This window comes from Pseudoselenomonas ruminantium (genome assembly GCF_900113715.1).
GTDB classification, from domain to species: domain Bacteria; phylum Bacillota; class Negativicutes; order Selenomonadales; family Selenomonadaceae; genus Selenomonas_A; species Selenomonas_A caprae.
The window spans coordinates 59,346-79,626 of record NZ_FOQK01000006.1 but is presented as its reverse complement, the minus strand read 5'-3'; the positions used below and the strand labels follow the sequence as shown (position 1 = coordinate 79,626).

At 56.3% G+C, this 20,281-nt stretch carries 19 protein-coding genes; all 19 read right to left on the bottom strand.

Going from position 1 to position 20,281, the window contains the following annotated elements; all coding sequences use genetic code 11:
• Window positions 1-53 precede the first annotated feature (53 nt).
• Window positions 54-1,286, bottom strand: coding sequence for a L,D-transpeptidase (locus BM181_RS04630; protein ID WP_075442638.1), 1,233 nt, complete (start codon window positions 1,284-1,286; stop codon window positions 54-56).
• A 139-nt stretch (window positions 1,287-1,425) separates the two neighbouring features.
• Complete coding sequence (fusA, locus tag BM181_RS04625) at window positions 1,426-3,489, bottom strand: elongation factor G (protein WP_075442637.1); 2,064 nt, start codon at window positions 3,487-3,489, stop codon at window positions 1,426-1,428.
• 188 nt (window positions 3,490-3,677) lie between these two features.
• A complete protein-coding gene (ndk, locus tag BM181_RS04620; RefSeq protein ID WP_075442636.1) occupies window positions 3,678-4,115 on the bottom strand; it encodes a nucleoside-diphosphate kinase in 438 nt (145 codons plus the stop codon).
• 43 nt (window positions 4,116-4,158) lie between these two features.
• Complete coding sequence (locus BM181_RS04615) at window positions 4,159-4,677, bottom strand: gamma carbonic anhydrase family protein (protein ID WP_075442635.1); 519 nt, start codon at window positions 4,675-4,677, stop codon at window positions 4,159-4,161.
• A 95-nt stretch (window positions 4,678-4,772) separates the two neighbouring features.
• The gene (locus tag BM181_RS04610; RefSeq protein WP_075442634.1) at window positions 4,773-6,014 is read right to left on the bottom strand and encodes a tRNA nucleotidyltransferase/poly(A) polymerase-related protein; all 1,242 of its coding nucleotides are present in this window, start codon (window positions 6,012-6,014) and stop codon (window positions 4,773-4,775) included.
• Between the two features lie 69 nt (window positions 6,015-6,083).
• Window positions 6,084-7,016, bottom strand: a complete 933-nt coding sequence (gene thrB / locus BM181_RS04605) for a homoserine kinase (RefSeq protein WP_075442633.1) — start codon at window positions 7,014-7,016, stop codon at window positions 6,084-6,086.
• Complete coding sequence (locus tag BM181_RS04600) at window positions 7,016-8,314, bottom strand: homoserine dehydrogenase (protein ID WP_075442632.1); 1,299 nt, start codon at window positions 8,312-8,314, stop codon at window positions 7,016-7,018. The genes thrB and BM181_RS04600 overlap by 1 nt, the downstream gene beginning before the upstream one ends.
• A gap of 22 nt (window positions 8,315-8,336) precedes the next feature.
• Window positions 8,337-8,783, bottom strand: a complete 447-nt coding sequence (locus tag BM181_RS04595; RefSeq protein WP_033170805.1) for an ACT domain-containing protein — start codon at window positions 8,781-8,783, stop codon at window positions 8,337-8,339.
• Between the two features lie 141 nt (window positions 8,784-8,924).
• The gene (gene plsY / locus BM181_RS04590; RefSeq protein WP_075442631.1) at window positions 8,925-9,521 is read right to left on the bottom strand and encodes a glycerol-3-phosphate 1-O-acyltransferase PlsY; all 597 of its coding nucleotides are present in this window, start codon (window positions 9,519-9,521) and stop codon (window positions 8,925-8,927) included.
• Complete coding sequence (der, locus tag BM181_RS04585; RefSeq protein WP_075442630.1) at window positions 9,521-10,852, bottom strand: ribosome biogenesis GTPase Der; 1,332 nt, start codon at window positions 10,850-10,852, stop codon at window positions 9,521-9,523. The genes plsY and der overlap by 1 nt, the downstream gene beginning before the upstream one ends.
• Before the next feature lie 34 nt (window positions 10,853-10,886).
• Window positions 10,887-12,281 (bottom strand): DUF512 domain-containing protein, encoded by a 1,395-nt coding sequence (locus BM181_RS04580; RefSeq protein ID WP_075442629.1) that lies wholly within the window; start codon window positions 12,279-12,281, stop codon window positions 10,887-10,889.
• 125 nt (window positions 12,282-12,406) lie between these two features.
• Window positions 12,407-13,456 carry a 30S ribosomal protein S1 gene (rpsA, locus tag BM181_RS04575; protein ID WP_255449292.1) on the bottom strand — a complete coding sequence of 350 codons (1,050 nt, stop codon included), beginning with the start codon at window positions 13,454-13,456 and terminating at the stop codon, window positions 12,407-12,409.
• 2 nt (window positions 13,457-13,458) lie between these two features.
• On the bottom strand, window positions 13,459-14,286 hold the full coding sequence (gene ispH / locus BM181_RS04570; RefSeq protein WP_075442627.1) for a 4-hydroxy-3-methylbut-2-enyl diphosphate reductase: 828 nt from the start codon (window positions 14,284-14,286) through the stop codon (window positions 13,459-13,461).
• Window positions 14,287-14,400: 114 nt separating this feature from the next.
• Window positions 14,401-14,997, bottom strand: coding sequence for a lysophospholipid acyltransferase family protein (locus BM181_RS04565; RefSeq protein ID WP_075442626.1), 597 nt, complete (start codon window positions 14,995-14,997; stop codon window positions 14,401-14,403).
• A gap of 9 nt (window positions 14,998-15,006) precedes the next feature.
• Window positions 15,007-15,663 (bottom strand): (d)CMP kinase, encoded by a 657-nt coding sequence (cmk, locus tag BM181_RS04560; protein WP_177207164.1) that lies wholly within the window; start codon window positions 15,661-15,663, stop codon window positions 15,007-15,009.
• A 42-nt stretch (window positions 15,664-15,705) separates the two neighbouring features.
• Window positions 15,706-17,004 carry a 3-phosphoshikimate 1-carboxyvinyltransferase gene (aroA, locus tag BM181_RS04555; RefSeq protein WP_075442624.1) on the bottom strand — a complete coding sequence of 433 codons (1,299 nt, stop codon included), beginning with the start codon at window positions 17,002-17,004 and terminating at the stop codon, window positions 15,706-15,708.
• Window positions 17,005-17,046: 42 nt separating this feature from the next.
• Window positions 17,047-18,291, bottom strand: coding sequence for a BaiN/RdsA family NAD(P)/FAD-dependent oxidoreductase (locus BM181_RS04550; RefSeq protein WP_075442623.1), 1,245 nt, complete (start codon window positions 18,289-18,291; stop codon window positions 17,047-17,049).
• Window positions 18,288-19,016 (bottom strand): pseudouridine synthase, encoded by a 729-nt coding sequence (locus BM181_RS04545; protein WP_075442622.1) that lies wholly within the window; start codon window positions 19,014-19,016, stop codon window positions 18,288-18,290. The genes BM181_RS04550 and BM181_RS04545 overlap by 4 nt, the downstream gene beginning before the upstream one ends.
• Window positions 19,016-20,245: a D-alanyl-D-alanine carboxypeptidase family protein gene (locus BM181_RS04540; RefSeq protein WP_082336165.1), complete on the bottom strand. Its 1,230-nt coding sequence runs from the start codon at window positions 20,243-20,245 to the stop codon at window positions 19,016-19,018. Before BM181_RS04540 ends, BM181_RS04545 begins: the two co-directional genes overlap by 1 nt.
• Between the last annotated feature and the right edge of the window lie 36 nt (window positions 20,246-20,281).

Here is a 20,281-nt window from a genome sequence, read left to right as displayed (position 1 = left end):
CATATTGTTCAATTAAAAATGTACCAACCGATCATTTTCCAGGAACCTGGTGCTTACTTCGTAGCCTCCTGGTAGATTTCCGTCAACGATTTCTTGCTGGCACTGCCATCGGTCAGCACCGGCTTAGTCTCTGCCTTTTCTTGCACAGGCACTGCTTTTGTGTCACCCGCAACCTTCTGGCTTTGAGCCGCAGGCTCTTTTTCCGTACGGACTTCAGCAGCAACGGTCTGCAGCGAATAGCGTTTCTCCTTGTCCATGCCACCCGTCAAATGGAACAACGTCCGTACATCTTTATCCGTACAATAAAGCACATCGCGCTTATCCACGCCAAGTGCCTTGCCATAGGTACTCATGAGCGTCTGCGCCTCTGGAATCCAGCCCAGGTTGACCTTGACAGCATCCGCCAGATCGATTGCCGGCAAATACAGTACACCATCCTGCTCAACGGCATTGTTCTTCAACCGCTTGCCATTGACATAGAGCGGATAAACCTTGCCAATATACGTCGGATTGCCATCCGATTCGACGATTTTCTTGTCAATTTCCTCATCGCTGACAAAATTGCCAACACCATAGCCACTGAGCCATTTATGCACTTCTTCGGTTGTAATCTTCTGCCAGCCATACTCATCGGGATAAATGTAGTATACGACCGTACCATCAGCCGGCGCCTTCTCGACGACTACACGGTTATACGTGATTTCAATCGGCGTGCCGACATGGATCAGACTGTAAAGCTCCTCGACGTCCTTCTCAAACATGCGCATGCAGCCATGGGAAGCATACGTGCCAATAGAGCCGGGATTGTTCGTACCGTGGATGCCGATGTTGCCCTGCACGCCAATCCAGCGATATCCCAGCGGACAATCAGGGCCCGACGGGATTGATGTGCCAGTCTCGGGGTCTGTCCAGGTCGGATTGACTTCCTTTTCACTGACCTTGTAATAACCAGTCGGCGTCGGCGTCGAGGCCGTTCCCGGTGCAATCGGATACAGGCGGACCTTTTCCGCGCCACGGTACAGTGCCAGCGAACGCGCCGCCAGATTGATCGAGATCTTCAGCTGGTCTTCTTTCTTCTGCTCGTCCTTCTTCTCTTCTGCTGCCACATCAGCCACCGGCTCCTGCGCAGCTGGCTGTGCAGCAGGCTGCGCGGCCTGCTCTTTCTCAGCGGCAGGTGCCACGGCCACCTGCGGCTGCACACTGCCCTTCTCAGCAGCCGAAACACCGGCCGCCGTCCCCGTTATCATCATCGCGCCCAACATTCCAGCGCAAACTTTTTCCCACATAATACACTATCTCTTTTCTTTGTTTTTTTTGCCGCAGACACGGCAGCAATTACCTTATTAGCTTAACATCTTTACCCCGTGTTTGCAAGTGAAAAGGGCCTCTCCGCAAAAGGAAAGGCCCTGAGGCTTGCACATATTCCTACCGTGCCTGTGCTTCGGCAATGATGTCTGCGGCCGCGCGCTCCGGCACCGGCTCATAGCGGGCAAATTCCAGCTGATACGAGCCGCGTCCCTGTGTCAGCGAACGCAGGTCCGTTGCGAACTTATAGAGCTCTGCCAGCGGGATCAAGGCCTGGATTTCACTCATATCACGGTCTTTGCTATCGACGCCGAGCACATGGGCGCGCTTGCTGTTGAGCCGTCCCATGACATCACCTAGATAATACTCCGGCGTCAGGACCTTGATGGTCTCGATCGGTTCGAGCAGGATCGGGTCTGCCTCCATGACTCCTTTGCGGATGGCCAGGGCTGCCGCCGTCTTGAATGCTGCCTCCGACGAATCGACAGGATGATAGGAGCCATCGTAAAGATTGACCTTGACATCAACAACCGGGAATCCTGCCAACACGCCCTGGGCCAGCGTCTCAGCTGTCCCCTTCTCGACGGCTGGGATATACTGCTTCGGCACGCTGCCGCCAAAGATCGTCTCGGTGAACTCGTTGCCCGAACCAGCTTCGCGCGGCCCGATCTCGAGCCAGACATCGCCGAACTGTCCATGACCACCGCTCTGCTTCTTGTGGCGTCCCTGTACCTTGACACTCTGGCGTATCGTCTCACGGTATGGCACCCGTGGCTTGCTGAGCTCGATCTCCGCCCCGAATTTGCGCTGGAGCTTCTCGGCCAATATCTCCAGATGGACTTCGCCGACACCACGGACCAAGGTCTCCCCTGTCTCTTTGTTTTTGCTTACCAGGATGGTCGGATCTTCATCCTGCTGCTTGGCCAGCGCACCGAATACCTTATCCTCTTCGCCTTTTTTGTGGGCCGAGGCTGCCATTTCCAGCATCGCCTCCGGATACGCGATTGCTTCATACTGGATAGCATCGCTTTTATCGCAGAGCGTGTCGCCAGTCTTCACCTGCTGCAGCTTCGTCGTCACGACAATATCGCCAGCCGCCACCTGATTCAGATTGTGCTGGACCTTGCCCTGCATCGTGAACAGCGTGCCGATGCGCTCCTCGTTTTCCTTGTTCGGATGGAAATACGATGCATCCCCGCGCATATCCCCCGACAAGATACGGATGAAACTCTGGCGCCCGACAAAGGGATCGACGATTGTCTTGAATACCTGTGCCGAGAAGGCATCCTCGGTATGGCGCTCCTTGAGCTCGCCGCTCACGGGGTCAAGGCCGATTGATACCTTGAAATACGGCGTCGGCATGTACTCGACGATGCCATTCATCAGCTTGCGCATGCCGATGTTCTGCTTTGCTGACCCGCAGAACACCGGAAAGATCTTGCCAGCCTGGATGCCCTCGATGAGCGCCGCGGCAATCTCCACTTCCGTGATATCGGCCCCCTCGATATATTTCTCCAGCAGCTCATCGTTGAACTCGGAAATCGCTTCGATCATCTTCTGCCGTGCCTGCTCGACTTCTGCTGCCATGTATTCAGGCACCTCGTCCTTGATGACCTCCTTGTCATGGGTGACGATCTTCATATGCAGAGACAGCAGGTCCACAACACCTTGGAACGCTGCCTCTTTGCCGATCGGCAGCTGCACCGGCACGACGCCGTCGCCGAAGCGCACGCGCAGCTCCTCGACGACCCCGTCGAAGTCCGCATGCTCACGGTCCATCTTGTTAATGAAAAAAGCCCGCGGCAATTCGTTCTCCTCTGCATAGTACCATGCATTCTCCGTACCAGACTTGATGCCCGACGAAGCCGAAATGACAATCAAGGCACTATCGGCCGCCGCCATCGCATCCTTCACTTCGCCAACGAAATCCGGATAGCCCGGCGTGTCAATGAAATTGAGCTTGAAGTCCCGCCATTCGCAGGCTGCCAGTTTCAGGTTGACCGTCATACCGCGTTTCGTCTCTTCTGGCTCATAGTCCAAAGCGCTCGTGTTATCCTCAACACTTCCGAGACGTTTCACGGCTTCCGTATTGAACAGACAGGCATCCAGCAGGCTTGTCTTGCCTGTTTTCCCATGTCCCACGACAGCGACATTGCGAATATTGGTACTCTTATAGTTCTTCATTGACATTCCCTCCTATTGTTATGATATTATCTGTATTCTCCGAAAATTTATAATATCCTGCTGCGGCTGCTATATTTTCCCAGAAACTCTGCCAATCCCATAGATACCAGGCTCCACTACCAAAGGCTCTACCGCAGGCAGCAAAAAAGCTCCAGGCCGTAACCTGGAGCCTCTGCTCCTATCGCAGATCACTCTTTGGCATGATACTGGCCATCGAGGATCTCCGTCTCATTGAAGAAGATATGTATCTCGCGGTTGGCATTCTCGACGCTATCCGACGCATGGACCGCATTGCGGCTGCCGCTGGCAGCAAACTGCTTGCGGATCGTACCCTCCTCGGCCTCAGCCGGATTCGTCTTGCCATGCAGCTTGCGGACGCGGGCAATGGCATCCTCGCCTTCAAGGACCAGCGCAATCAGCGGTGCTGACGTCATGAAGCTCACGAGATCGTCATAATACGGACGGCCGATATGCTCCTCGTAATGGATGGATGCCAGCCGCTCATCCATCTTGAGCAGCTTCATCGCCACGATGCGGAAGCCTTCCTGCTCATAGCGCTTGATGATATCCCCGCTGTAATGCTTGCTGAACGCATCCGGTTTGATGAGTACGAGTGTTTTTTCCATTGAAACAAATCCCCTTGCCTAAGTATAGAAATATTAAAATCAATCAAAGCATCTCTGCCTTGTAATTTTCTGCTACCTTGCGATAGTCGAGCGCCGAATCATGCAATGCCTCGATCTCGTCCTCGCGCAGTGCCCGGATGATCTGCGCCGGGTTGCCATAGACGAGCGAATTGCTTGGGATCTTCTTATGCTGAGTGATCATCGTCCCCGCGCCGATCACGACGTTGTCACCGATCTCGGTATAGCCCAGAATGATCGACCCCATGCCCACCAGGCAGTTGTTGCCGATCTTGCGTGCATGGATGATCGCATTGTGCCCGATCGTGACATCATCGCCGATCTCCGTAGGAACATTCGCCATGACATGGATCACCGCATTATCCTGGACGTTGGTATTCTTGCCGATCCGGAGGGGTTGGAAATCCCCGCGGACCACCGCATTGAACCAGATACTTGCTCCCTCACCGATTTCGACATCACCGACTACCGTAGCCGACGGAGCTAGAAAAACACTTGGATCGATCTTTGGTGCCACCGATTTATACGGAATGATGTAGCTCATGAACTGTCGCCTCCTCAGCATCTCCATATCGACTGACGCTTTTCGTGCGCCATTTATTATCTTAATTATAGCGACTTTTTGAAAATTTGGCAACTCTAATCGGCACAATCCGAATCAATCAAGAGATTTCGATAAACTTTGACCTGCTGATTCCGTACCCATACGCCTACCTGCGGGCCTGTCATGCCTGCAGGACAATCGCGGCCGCTCACGCGCTTCAGCTGCCGGACGATGGCCGGAGCCTGCGCGAGATACCATGGCAGGCTGTGATGATCCGCACGGATCACCGCATTGAACTCCGGCCAGCTCAGGCAGCTTTTGTCTACTGCCAGCAGCAGATCGACGATCTTGGCCGCCTTGCCGATGCGCGGGGCCCGCATATGCTGGGCAATCACGAACAGGCCGCCCTGGAGCCACTCCCTGGGCAGTGTCATGCGCGCGTTCCAAGCCTTGAGGATTGCCAGCCCCCGTTCCTCATGTCCGTAATGGTGCGGCTCCATTTCCTTGGGCGTCTGTCCTTTGCCCAAGTCATGCACCAGGCCGGCGAACCGTGCCAACAGGGAATCCGTTTCGGCAGCCACCGTATCGACGACCAGCATCGTATGCGCAAACGCATCGCCCTCGGGATGGAACGCCACAGGCTGCGTTTTGCCGATCAATGCGGCCAGCTCCGGAAATACCACAGCCAACAGGCCAGCTCGGGCAAGGCTGCGGAAATACACGGACGGCTTTGGTGCCTGCAGGGCACGCCGCAGCTCAGCCAGCAGCCGCTCGGCCGGCTCTGCACCAAGCTCTTCTTGGCAAGCAGCCATCAGCGCATACGTGTCGTCGCTGATGGCGAAGCCGAACTCAGCCGCCTGACGCGCAGCCCGCAGGGCCCGTACAGGGTCTTCGCAGAAATGCTCCGATATGGCGCGGATGCGCTGCTGCCGGATGTCAGCGATGCCACCGTAGAGATCGATGATTTCCCCCTGGGGCAATTCCATGGCCAGGCTGTTCATGGTCGTATCGCGGCGGTAGAGATCCTCCTCCACCGTCACCTCAGGGTTATAGTCAACGGAAAAACCGTTATAGCCGCTGCCCGTCTTGCGTTCCTTGCGCGCAAAGGCGACCTCGGATCGCTGGCCGTCGATCGTGACCAGATAGACCGGGAACGATCGGCCCACCTTGACAGCCTCCGGCAGGAGCACCGTGAATTGCTGCTCGGTGATGCCGGAGACCATATAATCCTTGTCATGGGGCGTGACGCCGCGCACATAGTCACGCACCCAGCCACCGACCAAAAACACACGTGCACCAGCCGCTTTCAGCCGCCGGGCAAATTCTTCTTCCTTCATCGTGTTCCCCTTACTCTCCTGTATCATCAAAAACACCTTCCCCCGCAGGAGAAGGTGTCGGTATGGCTCTTATTTCACGATATGCGCACCGCGCGTATCCAGATCCATGATGAGGATCTTCGCCTCCACATCATGCTGGCGGAAAGCAGCCTTCATCGCTTCCCCCACCGCCTCTTCACAGTGGCGGCGCTCGAGCGCATAGGCAATCAGGCAAGGCCCGGCTCCACTGAGGTTAGCTCCGAGCGCTCCCGCCTTGCGGGCAGCTGCGAAGACATCATACATGCCCGGAATCAGCTTGGCACGATACGGCTGGTGCAGTGCATCATCAAACACATTGCGCAGGAACTTCTCATTGCCCTTGCAGAGTGCCGCCACGAGCATCGAAGCCCGGCTGATATTGTTCACAGCATCGGCCATCGGCACCTGTGCCGGCAGCACAGCGCGTGCCTTGCGCGTCGACAGCGGGAAATCCGGCACGGCCACGATGAGCTTCATGCGGAATTTCGGCAAGAACGAGAAGCACTCCACATCCCCCCGCGTCACGGTGCTCACGGTAAAGCCGCCAAAGATCGCCGGAGCTACATTATCGGGATGTCCCTCGATATCCGTAGCGAACTGCAACAGCTCCCGCCGGTTGAAGCGGTTGCCGATCAATACATTGGCGGCCTTGAGGCCGGCGACGATCGCCGTGGCACTGCTGCCCAGGCCCCGCGACAACGGCACGTTGTTCTCCATATGGATGACCGCGCCCAGATATTGGTCAAGAAGGCCTGCCTTGCGCAAAAGATACTGCACAGACCGCCAGACGATATTGCGGCCATCGCAGGGGATGTTCGCAGCCCCCTCGCCGCTTATCGTGATCTTGACGCCTGCTTCCTTCTTGAGCGTGAGCTCCAGATCGTTATAGACGGTGCAAGCCAGTCCTATCGCATCAAAGCCCGGGCCGCAGTTGGCGCTCGTGCCCGGAACACGGACTCTTATCGTATGATCTGCAAAAGACATCAAGCCTGCTCCTTCTCTACGCGAATGACATTGCGGATCTCATCGACCACCGGCATCCCCTTGAGCTCCTGCAGAGCTGCCTGGATGCTCGCATGACGGACCGCATGGGTGATAGCGACGATCTCGGCATGGTCGACGATATTCCGCTGGGTCTGGATGACCGATTTGAGGCTGACGCCGGCATCGCCGAACGCCGTCGCGATAAGGCCGAGGACGCCGGGCTTATCATCCACCAGCAAGCGCACGTAGTAAGACGACTCCGTCTCTTCCAGCGGGCAGAGACGCTTCTGCTCATAGCAGGTGCAGCGCACGCGCCCAAAGGTATCATTGACGATATCGCGGGAGACATCGATGATATCTGCGACAACAGCTGAAGCTGTGGGCAGCGAACCGGCTCCCTGACCATAGAACATCGCCTCGCCGATCGCATTGCCGCGGACAAAGATTGCGTTGAACACGCCATTGACCGCTGCCAGCGGATGCTCCTTGGGCAGGAACACCGGATGCACGCGGACATCGACGCCATGCTCGGGCGAATCCTTGCCGACAGCCAGCAGCTTCACGACATAGCCGAGGTTGCGCGCGTATTCGATATCATCTGGCGTGATTTTCGTGATGCCCTCCACCGATACGTCCTTGAGCTCCACGCGGGTATTGAACGCCAGCGAAGCAAGGATGGCCGCCTTGCGCGCAGCATCGAGGCCATCGACATCGGCTGAAGGATTCGCCTCGGCATAGCCCTTGGCCTGTGCCTCCTTGAGCACCTCATCGTAATCACTGCCGCACTCGGTCATCTTCGTGAGCATGTAGTTGGTCGTACCATTGACGATGCCCATGATCTCCGTGATCTTATTTGCCGTCAGGCACTGCTTGAGCGGCGTGATGATGGGGATGCCGCCGCCGACGCTGGCTTCAAACATGAAATCGACATCATGCTTCTCCGCCATGGCAAACATTTCCTTGCCGAACTGCGCGACGACGTCCTTGTTCGCCGTCACGACGCTCTTGCCATGCTCCATGGCCTTGAGCATATACTCACGGGCCGGCTCAAGGCCGCCCATAAGCTCGACGACGACATCAATCTCTTCATCCTTCACGATATCATCGATATTGTCCGTCAGCACATAGCCCTCAAGCTGCGGACGTTTCTTGGCCAGATTGCGGACCAGGACGGTCTTGAGCTGGATCTGTGCGCCGACGCGCTCGGTAATCTGCCGCCGATTCATCTCCAGTACTTGAATGACACCGGAGCCCACGGTACCGGCTCCCAGTAGACCTACACGAATCACTTTCTCCATATCGACGCACCTCCTTTTCTGCTTAAGCCTGTCCCAGTACTTCCAAACGCTTCACGCCATCAACCATGCGCAGCTTGTCGAGCAGAGCCTCGAGGTCTACGCTGAGGTTGGCCGTCTCGATCGAGACCGTAGCATTGGCTACGCCCTGAAGCGGAATGCCCTGATTGATGGTCATGATGCTGCCCGAATCCGAAGAGATTGTGTTGAGAACACTCGAAAGCACACCCTTCTTATGCTCAAGCAAGAACGTCAGCGTGACGATCTTGTTCTGGCTTGCCTCATAGAACGGGAATACATAGTCTTTATATTTATAATACGCACTGCGCGACAGCTCCATTTTTTCCACGGCTTCGTTAATCGTACGAGCATCACCGCGTTTGAGCATCTCTTTGACTTTGATGGTCTTCTTGATGGCCTCTGGAAGGATTTCTTCGCGAACGAGGAAGAATCCGCTCTTTTGATTATTCATATATTACGCCTCCAATGGATATATTTCTACTGACAAAAGATAGTATACCACAAACCGTGGACGATTGCCAATATATTTTTTACAAATGTCCATCACACTTGTAAAATTCATATGTTTTTACGTGAATTATTGTAAATAGTGTCAACGATGTCCAGCTTTGATCTTACTTTCGGTTCCACTCAGAAGACGGCCGATATTCGCGTGATGGCGGATGATGATAAAGGCCGCGGCAAGCACGCCAAAGCCGATGTATTCCACCGGATAACCAAACTGCCAGGCCAGGACCGGTACCAAGGCAGCAGCGACGATCGACCCCAGCGAGACATAGCCGCTGATCTTGACGATGGCCAGCCAGACCAGGAAGACGATGAGCGCTGGCAGCGGCATCATCATGACGATGACACCGAGCCCCGTCGCCACGCCCTTGCCCCCCTTGAACTTCAGGAACAGAGAACACGAATGGCCAACAATCGCCAGGACGCCAGCCAACACCATCGCCAGCGGCGTACCAACGAGCAGTGAGCCCAGCCAGACACTCAAGGCCCCCTTCAGGAAATCCAGCAGGAAGATCAAGAAGCCCGGCCCCTTGCCCAGCGTGCGCCAGGCATTTGTCGCACCGATGTTGTGGCTGCCATGCTCGCGCAGGTCAATGTGCCAGAGCAGCTTGCCAAAAACAAGGCCATTCGGGATTGAGCCCAGCAGATACGCAATGAGACATGCAATTGCCATATTCTCCATTAATACTCGTCCTCCTCATCCCGGGCGCGCACGATCAGGCGCAGCGGCGTTCCCTCGAAACCGTACATCTCGCGCAGGCGGTTCTCGATGAAGCGCAGATACGAGAAGTGCATGAGTTCCGGATCGTTGACAAAGATGATGAACTTTGGCGGCTTGACATCGGCCTGGGTCATGAACAGGATCTTCAGACGGCGGCCGCGGTGCATCGGCGGCGGATTGATCGATACCGCATCGCGGATCAGCTCATTTAAAACGCTCGTCTTGATGCGCATCGACTGCTGCTCGGCAACATACTTGACCAGCTCAGTCACGCGACCGACACGCTGGCCCGTGAGCGCCGAAGCATAGAGAACCGGTGCATACTGCAGGAAGCCGATCTCCTCACGCAGCTCTTCGGTGAAGCGCAGCGTTGATTTGTCATCCTTGTTCGGATAGATATCCCATTTGTTGACCACAATGACAACACCACGGCCCGACTCATGCGCATAGCCGGCAATCTTCTTGTCCTGCTCCGTGATGCCCTCCGAGGCGTCAATCATCATCAAGACAACATCCGCACGATCGATAGCGCGCAGCGAACGCATGACACTGTAACGCTCCACCGGCTCGTCGATCTTACCGCGGCGGCGCATGCCAGCCGTATCGATCAGCATGAACTTCATGCCGTCCTTGACAAAATGCGTATCGATGGCATCGCGCGTCGTACCAGCCATATCACTGACGATGACGCGTTCCTCGCCGAGCAGCTGATTGACGATCGAGGATTTGCCCACATTCGGGCGGCCGATGACCGCGATGCTGATCTCATCCTCATCTTTATCCTCGAGCTCATGCTCCGGGAAAGCTGCGACGATGGCATCGAGCAGATCGCCGAGGTTCATCGCATTCGATGCCGACAAAGGAATCGGATCGCCCAGGCCGAGGTTGTAGAATTCATACGAATTCATCTCCAGCTGCGGGCTGTCGATCTTATTGACACCGAGGATGACCGGCTTCTTCGTGCTGCGCAGGATCTTGGCGACCTCTTCATCCGCCGTCGTCAGGCCAGCACGGCCATCGACAAGGAACAAGATGACATCGGCCTCCTCCATGGCAATCTGTGCCTGATCGCGCATGGATTTGAGGATATGGTTGCTCTCGTCGAGCTCGATACCCCCCGTATCGATCATCGTGAACTCGTGGTTGAGCCACTCCGCATCGAGATAGATGCGGTCACGCGTCACGCCCGGCATATCGTCGACGATAGATACGCGCTTCTTGCCAATCTGGTTGAACAAGGTGGATTTGCCCACATTCGGCCGGCCGACAATGGCCACGATTGGTTTGCTCATGATATTACCTTCTTTCTAACTGAATATCTATTCCTCAGTACTGGATATTTTTCGTATAGCCCGCATTGCTCTGCCAGGTGTAGGCCGTTTCGCCTTGGCGGTCCTTGTGATAGGTTGTCCAGCCAGACAGAGCCTCCCGAAAATCCTTGCCGCCCTGCACGGGCTCGATGCGTGCCTCTGGATAATGGGCCTGAAGTTCCTGCAGCGTCACATCGTCAAGGAAGATATCTTCGCCCGACCGCAATGCCGACTCGGGTATCAGGATGCCCGTCCGCCTGCCCTCCAGGCTGTCGAGCTTGCGCATGATGTCCTTGGCCGTGAGCAGCCCCGAAACATTGACCGTATGGCCGAAGTGATCGTTCTCCACCGGCACGATGCGCACATGCAGATTGTCCTTCGCCAGGGACGACGCCAGCTTCTCCAGCATCGGGGCCACAGACGTCCCCGAAACGACATCGAGATAGACCGGCTCCTCATAGCGGTCTGCTGCCGAAGCCGTCTTTTCCCAATCGTTGATGAAGTTGCGCGTCAGGCCGATGCCGTTATCAAGCTGCGGGAAGCCATCATAGAACTCCGACGGCGGTACCTCCCGGCCTGCCAGCAGATAGAACTCATCACCCAGATAGATGAAGGTGCGGCCCTCTTCCTGCTGGATCTTGCGCTGCCACTTCTCCACCTGGTCGATGACGCGGGCAGCCCCGGCTGCGTCGAACTGGGTGAGCGGGAACGGATCGGTGCGGTACTTCGTGATGCCCACCGGCACGATGGCCAGTGACTGTGCATGGGGCCGCCGCGCGACGATCTCGCGGATCGTGCGCTCGAGCTCCTCCCCATCGTTAAGACCATTGCAGAGCACGACCTGCGTATGATACTCAGCACCAGCCTGCTCAAGATTGTCGAGCTGCTCAGCGATCCTGGCTGCTCCCTTGCAGCGAAGCATCTGGGCCCGCAGCTCCGGATTCATGCATTGGACCGAAACGTAGAGCGGCGACAGATGGAATTGCTCGATGCGCTTGAAATCAGCCGGGCCCATATTCGTCATCGTGACGAAATTGCCATAGAGGAACGAAAGACGATAGTCGTCGTCCTTGATGGACAAGCTGCCGCGCATGTTCGGGGCAATCATGTCGACAAAGCAGAAATAGCAGTGGTTCGCGCAGTTGCGGATGCCGTCAAAGACAGCTGACTCGAATTCGACACCGAGTTCTTCGTCAAATTCCTTGTCGAAGGAAATCATCTCCTGCTCACCATCGGCATGTTCGATCAGCAGATCGATCTCCTCATCGGCCATGGCAAAGCTCAGGTCGATAATATCCCGGAGCTCCTGTCCATTGATGGACACAATCTTGTCGCCCGGCACCAGCTCAAGCTCCTCAGCCAGGCTGCCGGGGTATATGCGCAGGATTACACCTGCATGTTGCTTGCTCATACATCGTCTCTTTCTTTCAGTTCAATCCCGCTATCCTTTATCTTTTCTCCCATCAAAAACAAAGGAGTGATGCTATATCATCACTCCTCTGAGTTATTCTATCCAGTTGATATACTGACTAGTGATTAGTCTTTTGCTTTCGTGATGGACAGGGAGATGCGTTTACGCTTCGTGTCGATGCGCAGAACTTTGACCTTGACCTCATCGCCAACATGAACAGCCTCATCAGCGCGCTCGATGCGTTTCTCAGCGAGCTCGCCCATCGGAATCAGGCCATCGAAGCCCGGCTCGATTTCCATGAATGCACCGAAGTCCGTCAGTTTGATGACTTTGCCTTCAATGATGTCGCCCTCAGCATATTTCTCTGCATTGTCGAGCCACGGATCGCGCATCGTATCTTTGATGGACAGGGAGATGCGTTTTGCTTCCGTATCAACGGATTTAACAAATACATCGAGTTCCTGGCCAACTTCGAGAACATCCGACGGATGTTTTACACGGTGCCAAGCGAGGTCGGAGATATGAGCCAGACCATCTACGCCACCGATATCGATGAATGCACCGTAGTCAACGATACGTTTGACCGTACCGCGAACCGTCGTGCCAGCCTCGAGGGTGGAGAAGATCTCGTCTTCTTTGGCAGCGCGCTCAACTTCGAGAAGTGCACGGCGGGAAAGAACGAGACGCTGTTTGTGTACGTCGATCTCGATGATTTCGCACTCAACCGTCTGGCCAACATAAACCGACAGGTCTTTTACGAAATGGAGCTCCATCTGGGAAGCCGGGATGAAACCACGCAGGCCATTGACCGATGCAACAAGGCCGCCTTTGACAACCTGGTTGACCTGAGCCTGAACGTGCTCACCGCGCTCTTTGACAGCTTCCATGTCTTTCCAAGCAACCATGCGGTCAGCTTTTACCTTGGAAAGGATGCCGCCGTTGTCGCCACCAAGGGAAACAACATAAACATCGATTTTATCGCCAACTTTGACTACGTCCTCAGCGGACTCCGGAGCCGGATAAGCAAGCTCTCTCTTCGGAATAGCAATCTCCTGCTTGTATCCGATATCAACATAGGCTTCATCGCGGGAAACCTGGATAACGGTACCTTCAACAACCGTACGCTCCTGGATATCCGGCATCGAGCTCTCTGCCTGTGCTAATAATTCTTCCATATTCATCTGTTCTGACACTTTATATATACCTCCTTGATAATCCAGTCAGGCGTAGAAGCGCCCGCTGTAATACCAATTTTTTCAATTTTATCAAACCACTCGTCCTGCAGCTCCGCTGCAGTTTCGATGTGATAAGTTCTGCATTTGTCTGCACAAAGCTGTGCAAGCCGCGTCGTATTGGCACTGTTCTTGCCGCCAATGACCAGCATCATATCTACCTTTGCCGCTAAATCCATAGCCGCTGCCTGCCGCTGATCCGTTGCTGTACATATCGTGCGCAATATCCGTATGTCGCGGGATTTCTCCAGCAGATGCGATACGATTTCCCGAAACTTAGCGCCCGAGAATGTCGTCTGGCATACGATCCCGAGCTTCGCACAACTTGGCAGCGCATCGGCTTCTTCCACGGTTTCGATAACCGCCGCCTTAGCAGCCGACCATTCAAATATGCTGCGAACCTCCGGATGTTCCTTCTCGCCGACAATGACGACTGAATAGCCCTCATCGACGAGCGATTTGGCAGACAACTGCGCTTTCTTGACATGCGGGCAGGTTGCATCGACCACTTCAAGGCCACGGCTTTCAGCCGCATCATATACCTGCGGGCCGACACCGTGGGAACGGATGATGACAGTTCCCTTCTCCATCTCAGCCAAATCATCGACAGCACCAACGCCCTCTTGCTTCAGGCGCTCGACCATCTGCGGATTATGGATGATTGGTCCCAATGTACAGGCGGTTCCATCAGCGGAAGCATTTTCCTTGGCAATCGTTATCGCGCGCTTGACGCCATAACAGAATCCCAGATAGTCTGCTAAAATGACTTCCATACATCAACCACCAACATTCAATCATGCGAATTTGCTATATTAGCTATCATTTTTCGCAATCTAATGCTTAGTTTATCATATAATGCAGTGACAAGCAAACTATTTTTTAACAATTTAAAGATTTTTTTCCTTGAGTTCGGCAATCCGCTCCATGATCGCTTGCGAGAAGGCTTCGAGCTGCTCTTTGTCCTTGCGGTCACCGGTGAAATGCATCGGTTCGCCATAGATGACCTTGAGCTTGGGAAAGTGACCGCCGTTGGCAAAGATGCGGTCCGTGCCGATGATGGCGGCAGGTACGACCGGAGCATCCGTCAGCGAGGCAATCAAGCCGACTCCCGCTTCAGCCTTCTTCATCTTCCCCGTGCGGCTGCGCGTGCCCTCGGGGAAAAGACCGAGGCATCTGCCCTGCTTGAGCACCTGCATCGCCGCCTTGATGGCACCGCGGTCAGCAGCCCCGCGCTTGACAGGAAACGCGTGGCAGGAGCGGATTGCTGCACCGAAAATGGGATTCTCGAAGAGCTCGATCTTGGCCATGTAGCTGACAGGCCGTTTGAGGAACGTCGCCACAAACGGCGGGTCCCAGTTGCTCATATGATTGGCGGCCAGGATAACGGCACCGTCCTTTGGCATGTTCTCGCGGCCGATGATCTCCGCGCGGAAAAAGATCTTGAAGAATGCGCCGAAGACAATCTGAAGTATTCCGTATAGCATCGGCTCACCTCACTGGCACATCGAGAGGATCCGTGCGACAACCTCGTCAATCGAAAGGCCCGTCGTATCCAGGAGCGTTGCATCCTCTGCCTGCACCAGCGGCGAGATCTCCCGTTCACTGTCAGCCTTGTCGCGGGCAGCGATATCCTGCTGCAATTTCTCGAGGGTCATATCATAGCCCTTCTGCTGGAGTTCCTTCCAGCGTCGCTGCGCACGCTCCTCGATCGAAGCCGTGAGGAAGATCTTGACATCGGCGTTCGGCAGCACATTGGTCGCGATGTCACGGCCGTCCATGAGCACACCGCCGCGCTCTGCCATCTTGCGCTGCAAGTCAACCATCTTGACGCGCACCGGCCCCAACGCCGCTACCTGTGAGACAATGCCGCTGACTTCCGGCGTGCGGATAGCCGCACTGACATCCGTGCCGTCAACCGTGACCTTCGTCTTGCCATCCGCATACTGCAGATTGACATCGATGTTCTTGACGACTTCGAGGATCAGCTCGTCCGTGACCTCCTGGCCCTGCTGCAGCGTCTTCCAGGCCACAGCGCGGTACATCGCACCGGTGTCGATGTACGTATAGCCAAGCTGCTTGGCCGCCAGCTGGGCAACCGTGCTTTTGCCGGCACCTGCCGGTCCATCAATGGCAACAACTAAATTCTTCAAAATCAATTCCTCCTATTAATCCGGTCAACGCTCGACCGCTAATTACCGCAATTCCTCCAGCGTCTGGTAGAACGCCGGATACGAGATGTTGACGCACTCCGGCCGCTCGATGGTCACGCCCTCACCGGCAGCGCCCAGGATGGCCAGCGACATGGCGATGCGATGGTCATCATAGGAAAATGCCGCCGCCGACTCGATTTTCCGGCCGCCATGGATGATAAGTCCATCCTCCTGTCCTTCGACAGCGCCCGGTGCCAGCTTGTTGAACTGATCCGTGATGGCCTGCAGGCGGTCCGTTTCCTTGACGCGCAGCTCGCCTGCCCCTGTGATGACCGTATCGCCTTCCGCAAACAACGCAGCCACTGCAATGACAGGGATCTCATCGATAAGCCGCGGCATGATCTCAGCGCCAAACCGGGTGCCCTGCAGCCTGCTGTACCGCACGCGGATATCCGCAGCCGCCTCACCACCGCTCGTGCGTTCATTCAGTACCTCGATGTCTGCACCCATATCCTTGAGTACATCGAGAATGCCCGTGCGCGTCGGATTGACACCGACATTGCGCAGCATGAGGTCGCTGCCTGGAATGATGGCACCTGCCACCAGCCAGTAAGCCGCCGAGCTGATATCGCCCGGCACCTCTATCTCCTTCGGCGCACGGAACTCGTCCACCGGATGGATCGTCACCGCCGTGCCCTGCTTTTCCGTATGGACACCAAAGGCCTCCAGCATACGTTCCGTATGGTCGCGCGAGGTGAACGGCTCGACGACCGTCGTATCGCCTTCCGCGTACATGCCCGCCAGCAGGACAGCCGATTTGACCTGTGCACTTGCTACGGGGCTGTTGTACGTCATACCCTGGAAACGGCCCTCGGCCGGCACGATCGTGATCGGCAGTTTCTGGTTCTGCTGGCGGCCAAAGATCTTGGCCCCCATCTGGGACAAGGGCTTTATGACGCGTCCCATCGGCCGTTTGTGCAGCGAAGCATCGCCCGTGAACGTCGTGAGGAAAGGCTGTGGAGCAAGAATGCCCATCATCAGACGCAGGGTCGTCCCCGAATTGCCGGCATCGATGATCATGTCCGGCTCCTTGAGACCATGCAGGCCATTGCCGGTCACGATGAGTTCCGTATCGCTGAGGAATTCCACCTTGGCACCGAGTGCCTGCATGCAGGCTGCCGTCGACATGCAGTCCTGGGCATGCAGGAAATTCGTGATATGCACGGGCGTGCTGCCGAGTGCCGAGAACATCACACTGCGATGCGATATGGATTTATCGCCCGGAATCTGAATCTCACCCTTGAGACCACTTACTGCTTTTGCTATCGTTTTCGTATCCATTGCTCCACAACTCCTCTATTTTCTGCTGTAACAATCGCTGCATCAGTCGTTCCAGACGCTCCAGTTGCCGGCAGCTGCCCCCATCGAGAACGCCGCCTGCAAATTGTAGCCGCCTGTATAGGCATCGACATCCGTGACCTCACCGGCAAAGTAAAGCCCCGGCACGAGTTTCGACTCCATCGTCTTCGGGTTGATTTCCTTGACCGACACGCCGCCAACGGTGACTATCGCCTCAGCCAGCGGCCGAGTACCTGCAATGACCAGGGTCAGGTCCTGCAGGGTCTCCACCAGACGGTGGCGCTCCTCCAGCGTGATCTGATGCACAGGCTTATCCGCCGCCAGGAATGCGCTGTCGAGCACAGGGGCGATAAGCTTATGCGGCAAAAGATCCACCAGCGCATTGCCCAGCTGCTTGCGCTGATACTTCTCGAAGTCGCGCTGGACGCGCGCATCGAGTTTCTCCTGGGACAGTGCCGGCTTGAGGTTCAGCGACAGTTCGACGAAATGACTGTCATCGGCCAGATACTCCGAGGCCATGCGGCTCATCGAAAGGATGATGGGCCCGGTCACGCCGTAATGGGTGAACATCATCTCACCGAACATCTCCTGCACCTTCTCGCCGTCGACACGCAGCGTGCCGCGCACATTGCGCAGCGACAGCCCCTGCACGTCCTTGACCCATTCCTCCTCGGTCACCAGTGGCACCAGCGAAGGGCGCACGGGGACAGTCGTATGACCGACGGCTTCCGCCATCGCATAGCCATCACCGGTCGAGCCCGTTCCCGGATACGATGCACCGCCGACACAGACGATGACCGCATCAGCCTTATAGATGGCCCCGGACTGAGTGCGCACGCCGGCGATGCGGCCTTCCTGGGTCAGCAGGTCCTTGACCGCCACCTCCGTCTCGATCGTCACACCGAGCTCATGCATCCGCTGCACCATGGCATCGACGACGTCCTGGGCCTTGTCACTGACCGGAAACACGCGATTGCCGCGCTCTACTTTTGTCGGTACGCCCTGGCCCTCAAAGAAGCATATGACATCCTGGTTGTCGAACGCCCGCATCGAACTGTTGAGGAAGCGCCCGTTGCCATGGATGTTGCGGATGATTTCGGGCACATCCGCTGCATTCGTGATGTTGCAGCGGCCCTTGCCCGTGATCATCATCTTGCGGCCTGGCTTCTTCATCTTTTCGAGCAGTGTCACTTCGGCGCCGTTTTCCGCGGCCTTGATGGCAGCCATCATACCGGCTGGCCCCGCGCCTACCACTAAGATATGTTTCATCGTTTTATCCCCGCCAATCTGAACAGTGCCAGGAGCTCTGCTGGTGTCAGCTCGCGGTATTGGCCGCGTTTGACACCCTTCAGGGTAAGCCCCGCGAATCTTACGCGCTTAAGTGCCCGGACATCACAGCCGATAGCGGCAAACATGCGGCGCACCTGCCGGTTGCGACCCTCATGGATGGCGATTTCCACGCGGCTCTGGCCGCCGCCCTGTTCCAGGAGCCGCACCTTCGCAGGCGCAGTCATGCCATCTTCCAGTCGGATGCCCTGGCGCAGCCGGTCGAGCGTCACCTCATCCGGCTCGCCCATGATGCGGACAATGTAGGTCTTCTCGACCTCATATTTCGGATGCAGCAAACCATTCATCAGCGTGCCGTCGTTCGTGATCAGCAGCAAGCCCTCCGTATTGTTGTCCAGACGGCCCACCGGATAGACGCGCTCGGTCACCTCCGGCAGCAGGTCAAGCACCGTGCGGCGGCCGCGCTCATCGTGCGCCGTCGACAGATAGCCTTTGGGCTTGTTGAGCAGGAAATAGACATGCCGCTCGGCAGCGGATACCCGCTTGCCGTCCACGCGGATATCCGCCGTGGCGGGGTCAACCTTGCAGCCAAGTTCCGTCACCACCTTGCCGTCGACCTTGACCCGTCCCTCGGCAATCATTTTCTCTGCCGCCCGCCGGGAGGCTACTCCCGCCTGGCTGATGATTTTCTGCAACCGTTCCTGCATCAGAACAATCCTTTCGTAAGTCTTGCCCACCATTCCTTGATGGTCATCCACCAGGAATGATACGCCACATCCTCCGTTGCCAGCAAATCCACGCGGTCGACGACCTTGCCATCGGCATAGCAGATCATCTTGCCGACTACGTCGCCCTTTTTGACCGGCGCATCGATGCTGCCTGGCATATCGAGCTTCTTCTCGATCTTCGGCTTAGCGCCTGCCTCATAACCGATCACTGAATCGCGGGCAGCCACCGCCTGGATCTCGCCCTTGGCCCCCGTCGACACATCGACAGTGCCAGCGACCTCGCCCCGCTTGAGGATTGGCAGCGGCTCGACCTTGGAAAAACCGTAGTCGAGCATCGAGTAAGCGTCCGTCCACATGAAGTCGCTGTCCAGCACCACGGCTACCAGCTGGATGCCGTCGCGCTTGGCCGTCGACACGACGCAGCGGCCAGCCTTCTGCGTATAGCCTGTCTTGCCGCCATTGCCGCCTTCGTACTGCCAGAGCAGCTTGTTCTCGCTGATCACTTCCTTGGACGTATCGTTATACCAGTTGAATACCGCCCGGTCTGTGCTGACAATCTCCTCGTAGCCCGGGACCGTGAAGCCATATGCCGTGATGAGCGCCAGGTCGTGTGCCGTCGTGTAATGGTTGTCATCGGGCAGGCCATGCGAATTGACAAAGTGCGTATCGGTGGCACCGATTTCCTGCGCCTTGTCATTCATCATCTTCGCAAAGGCCGTCATCGAACCGGCCACATGCTCGGCTACGGCAATCGTCGCATCGTTGCCGGACCGCATCATCATCCCCATCAGGAGTTCCTTCATGGGGATCTTATCGCCTTCGGCCAGATTGAGTGACGAGCCCTCAGCCCCCACGGCCCGCGGCCCGACGGTAACGATCTCGTCCGGTTTGCTATGCTCCAGCGCAACGATAAGGGTCATGATCTTCGTCGTGCTGGCCGGATAACGGCGCGTATCTTTCTCGCGCTCATAAATGACTTTGCCCGTCTTGGCCTCAATCAGTACCGCTGAATGCGCCATAAGTTTCGGCAGTGCATCACCAGCCTTGACACGGATGCCAACCGTCGACGGATCTGGCAGTTTCGCCAGATCCGCCGCTGTGATTGCCGGTTTTACGTTTCCAGCTGCCGTAACGATTCCCGGCATCCCCATAAACATGCCTGTTCCCAGCAGGCATATTGCCACACTCTTCTGGATCGATTTCCTCAAAAAACAAACACTCCAATTCCGTTAAGATATACCTTT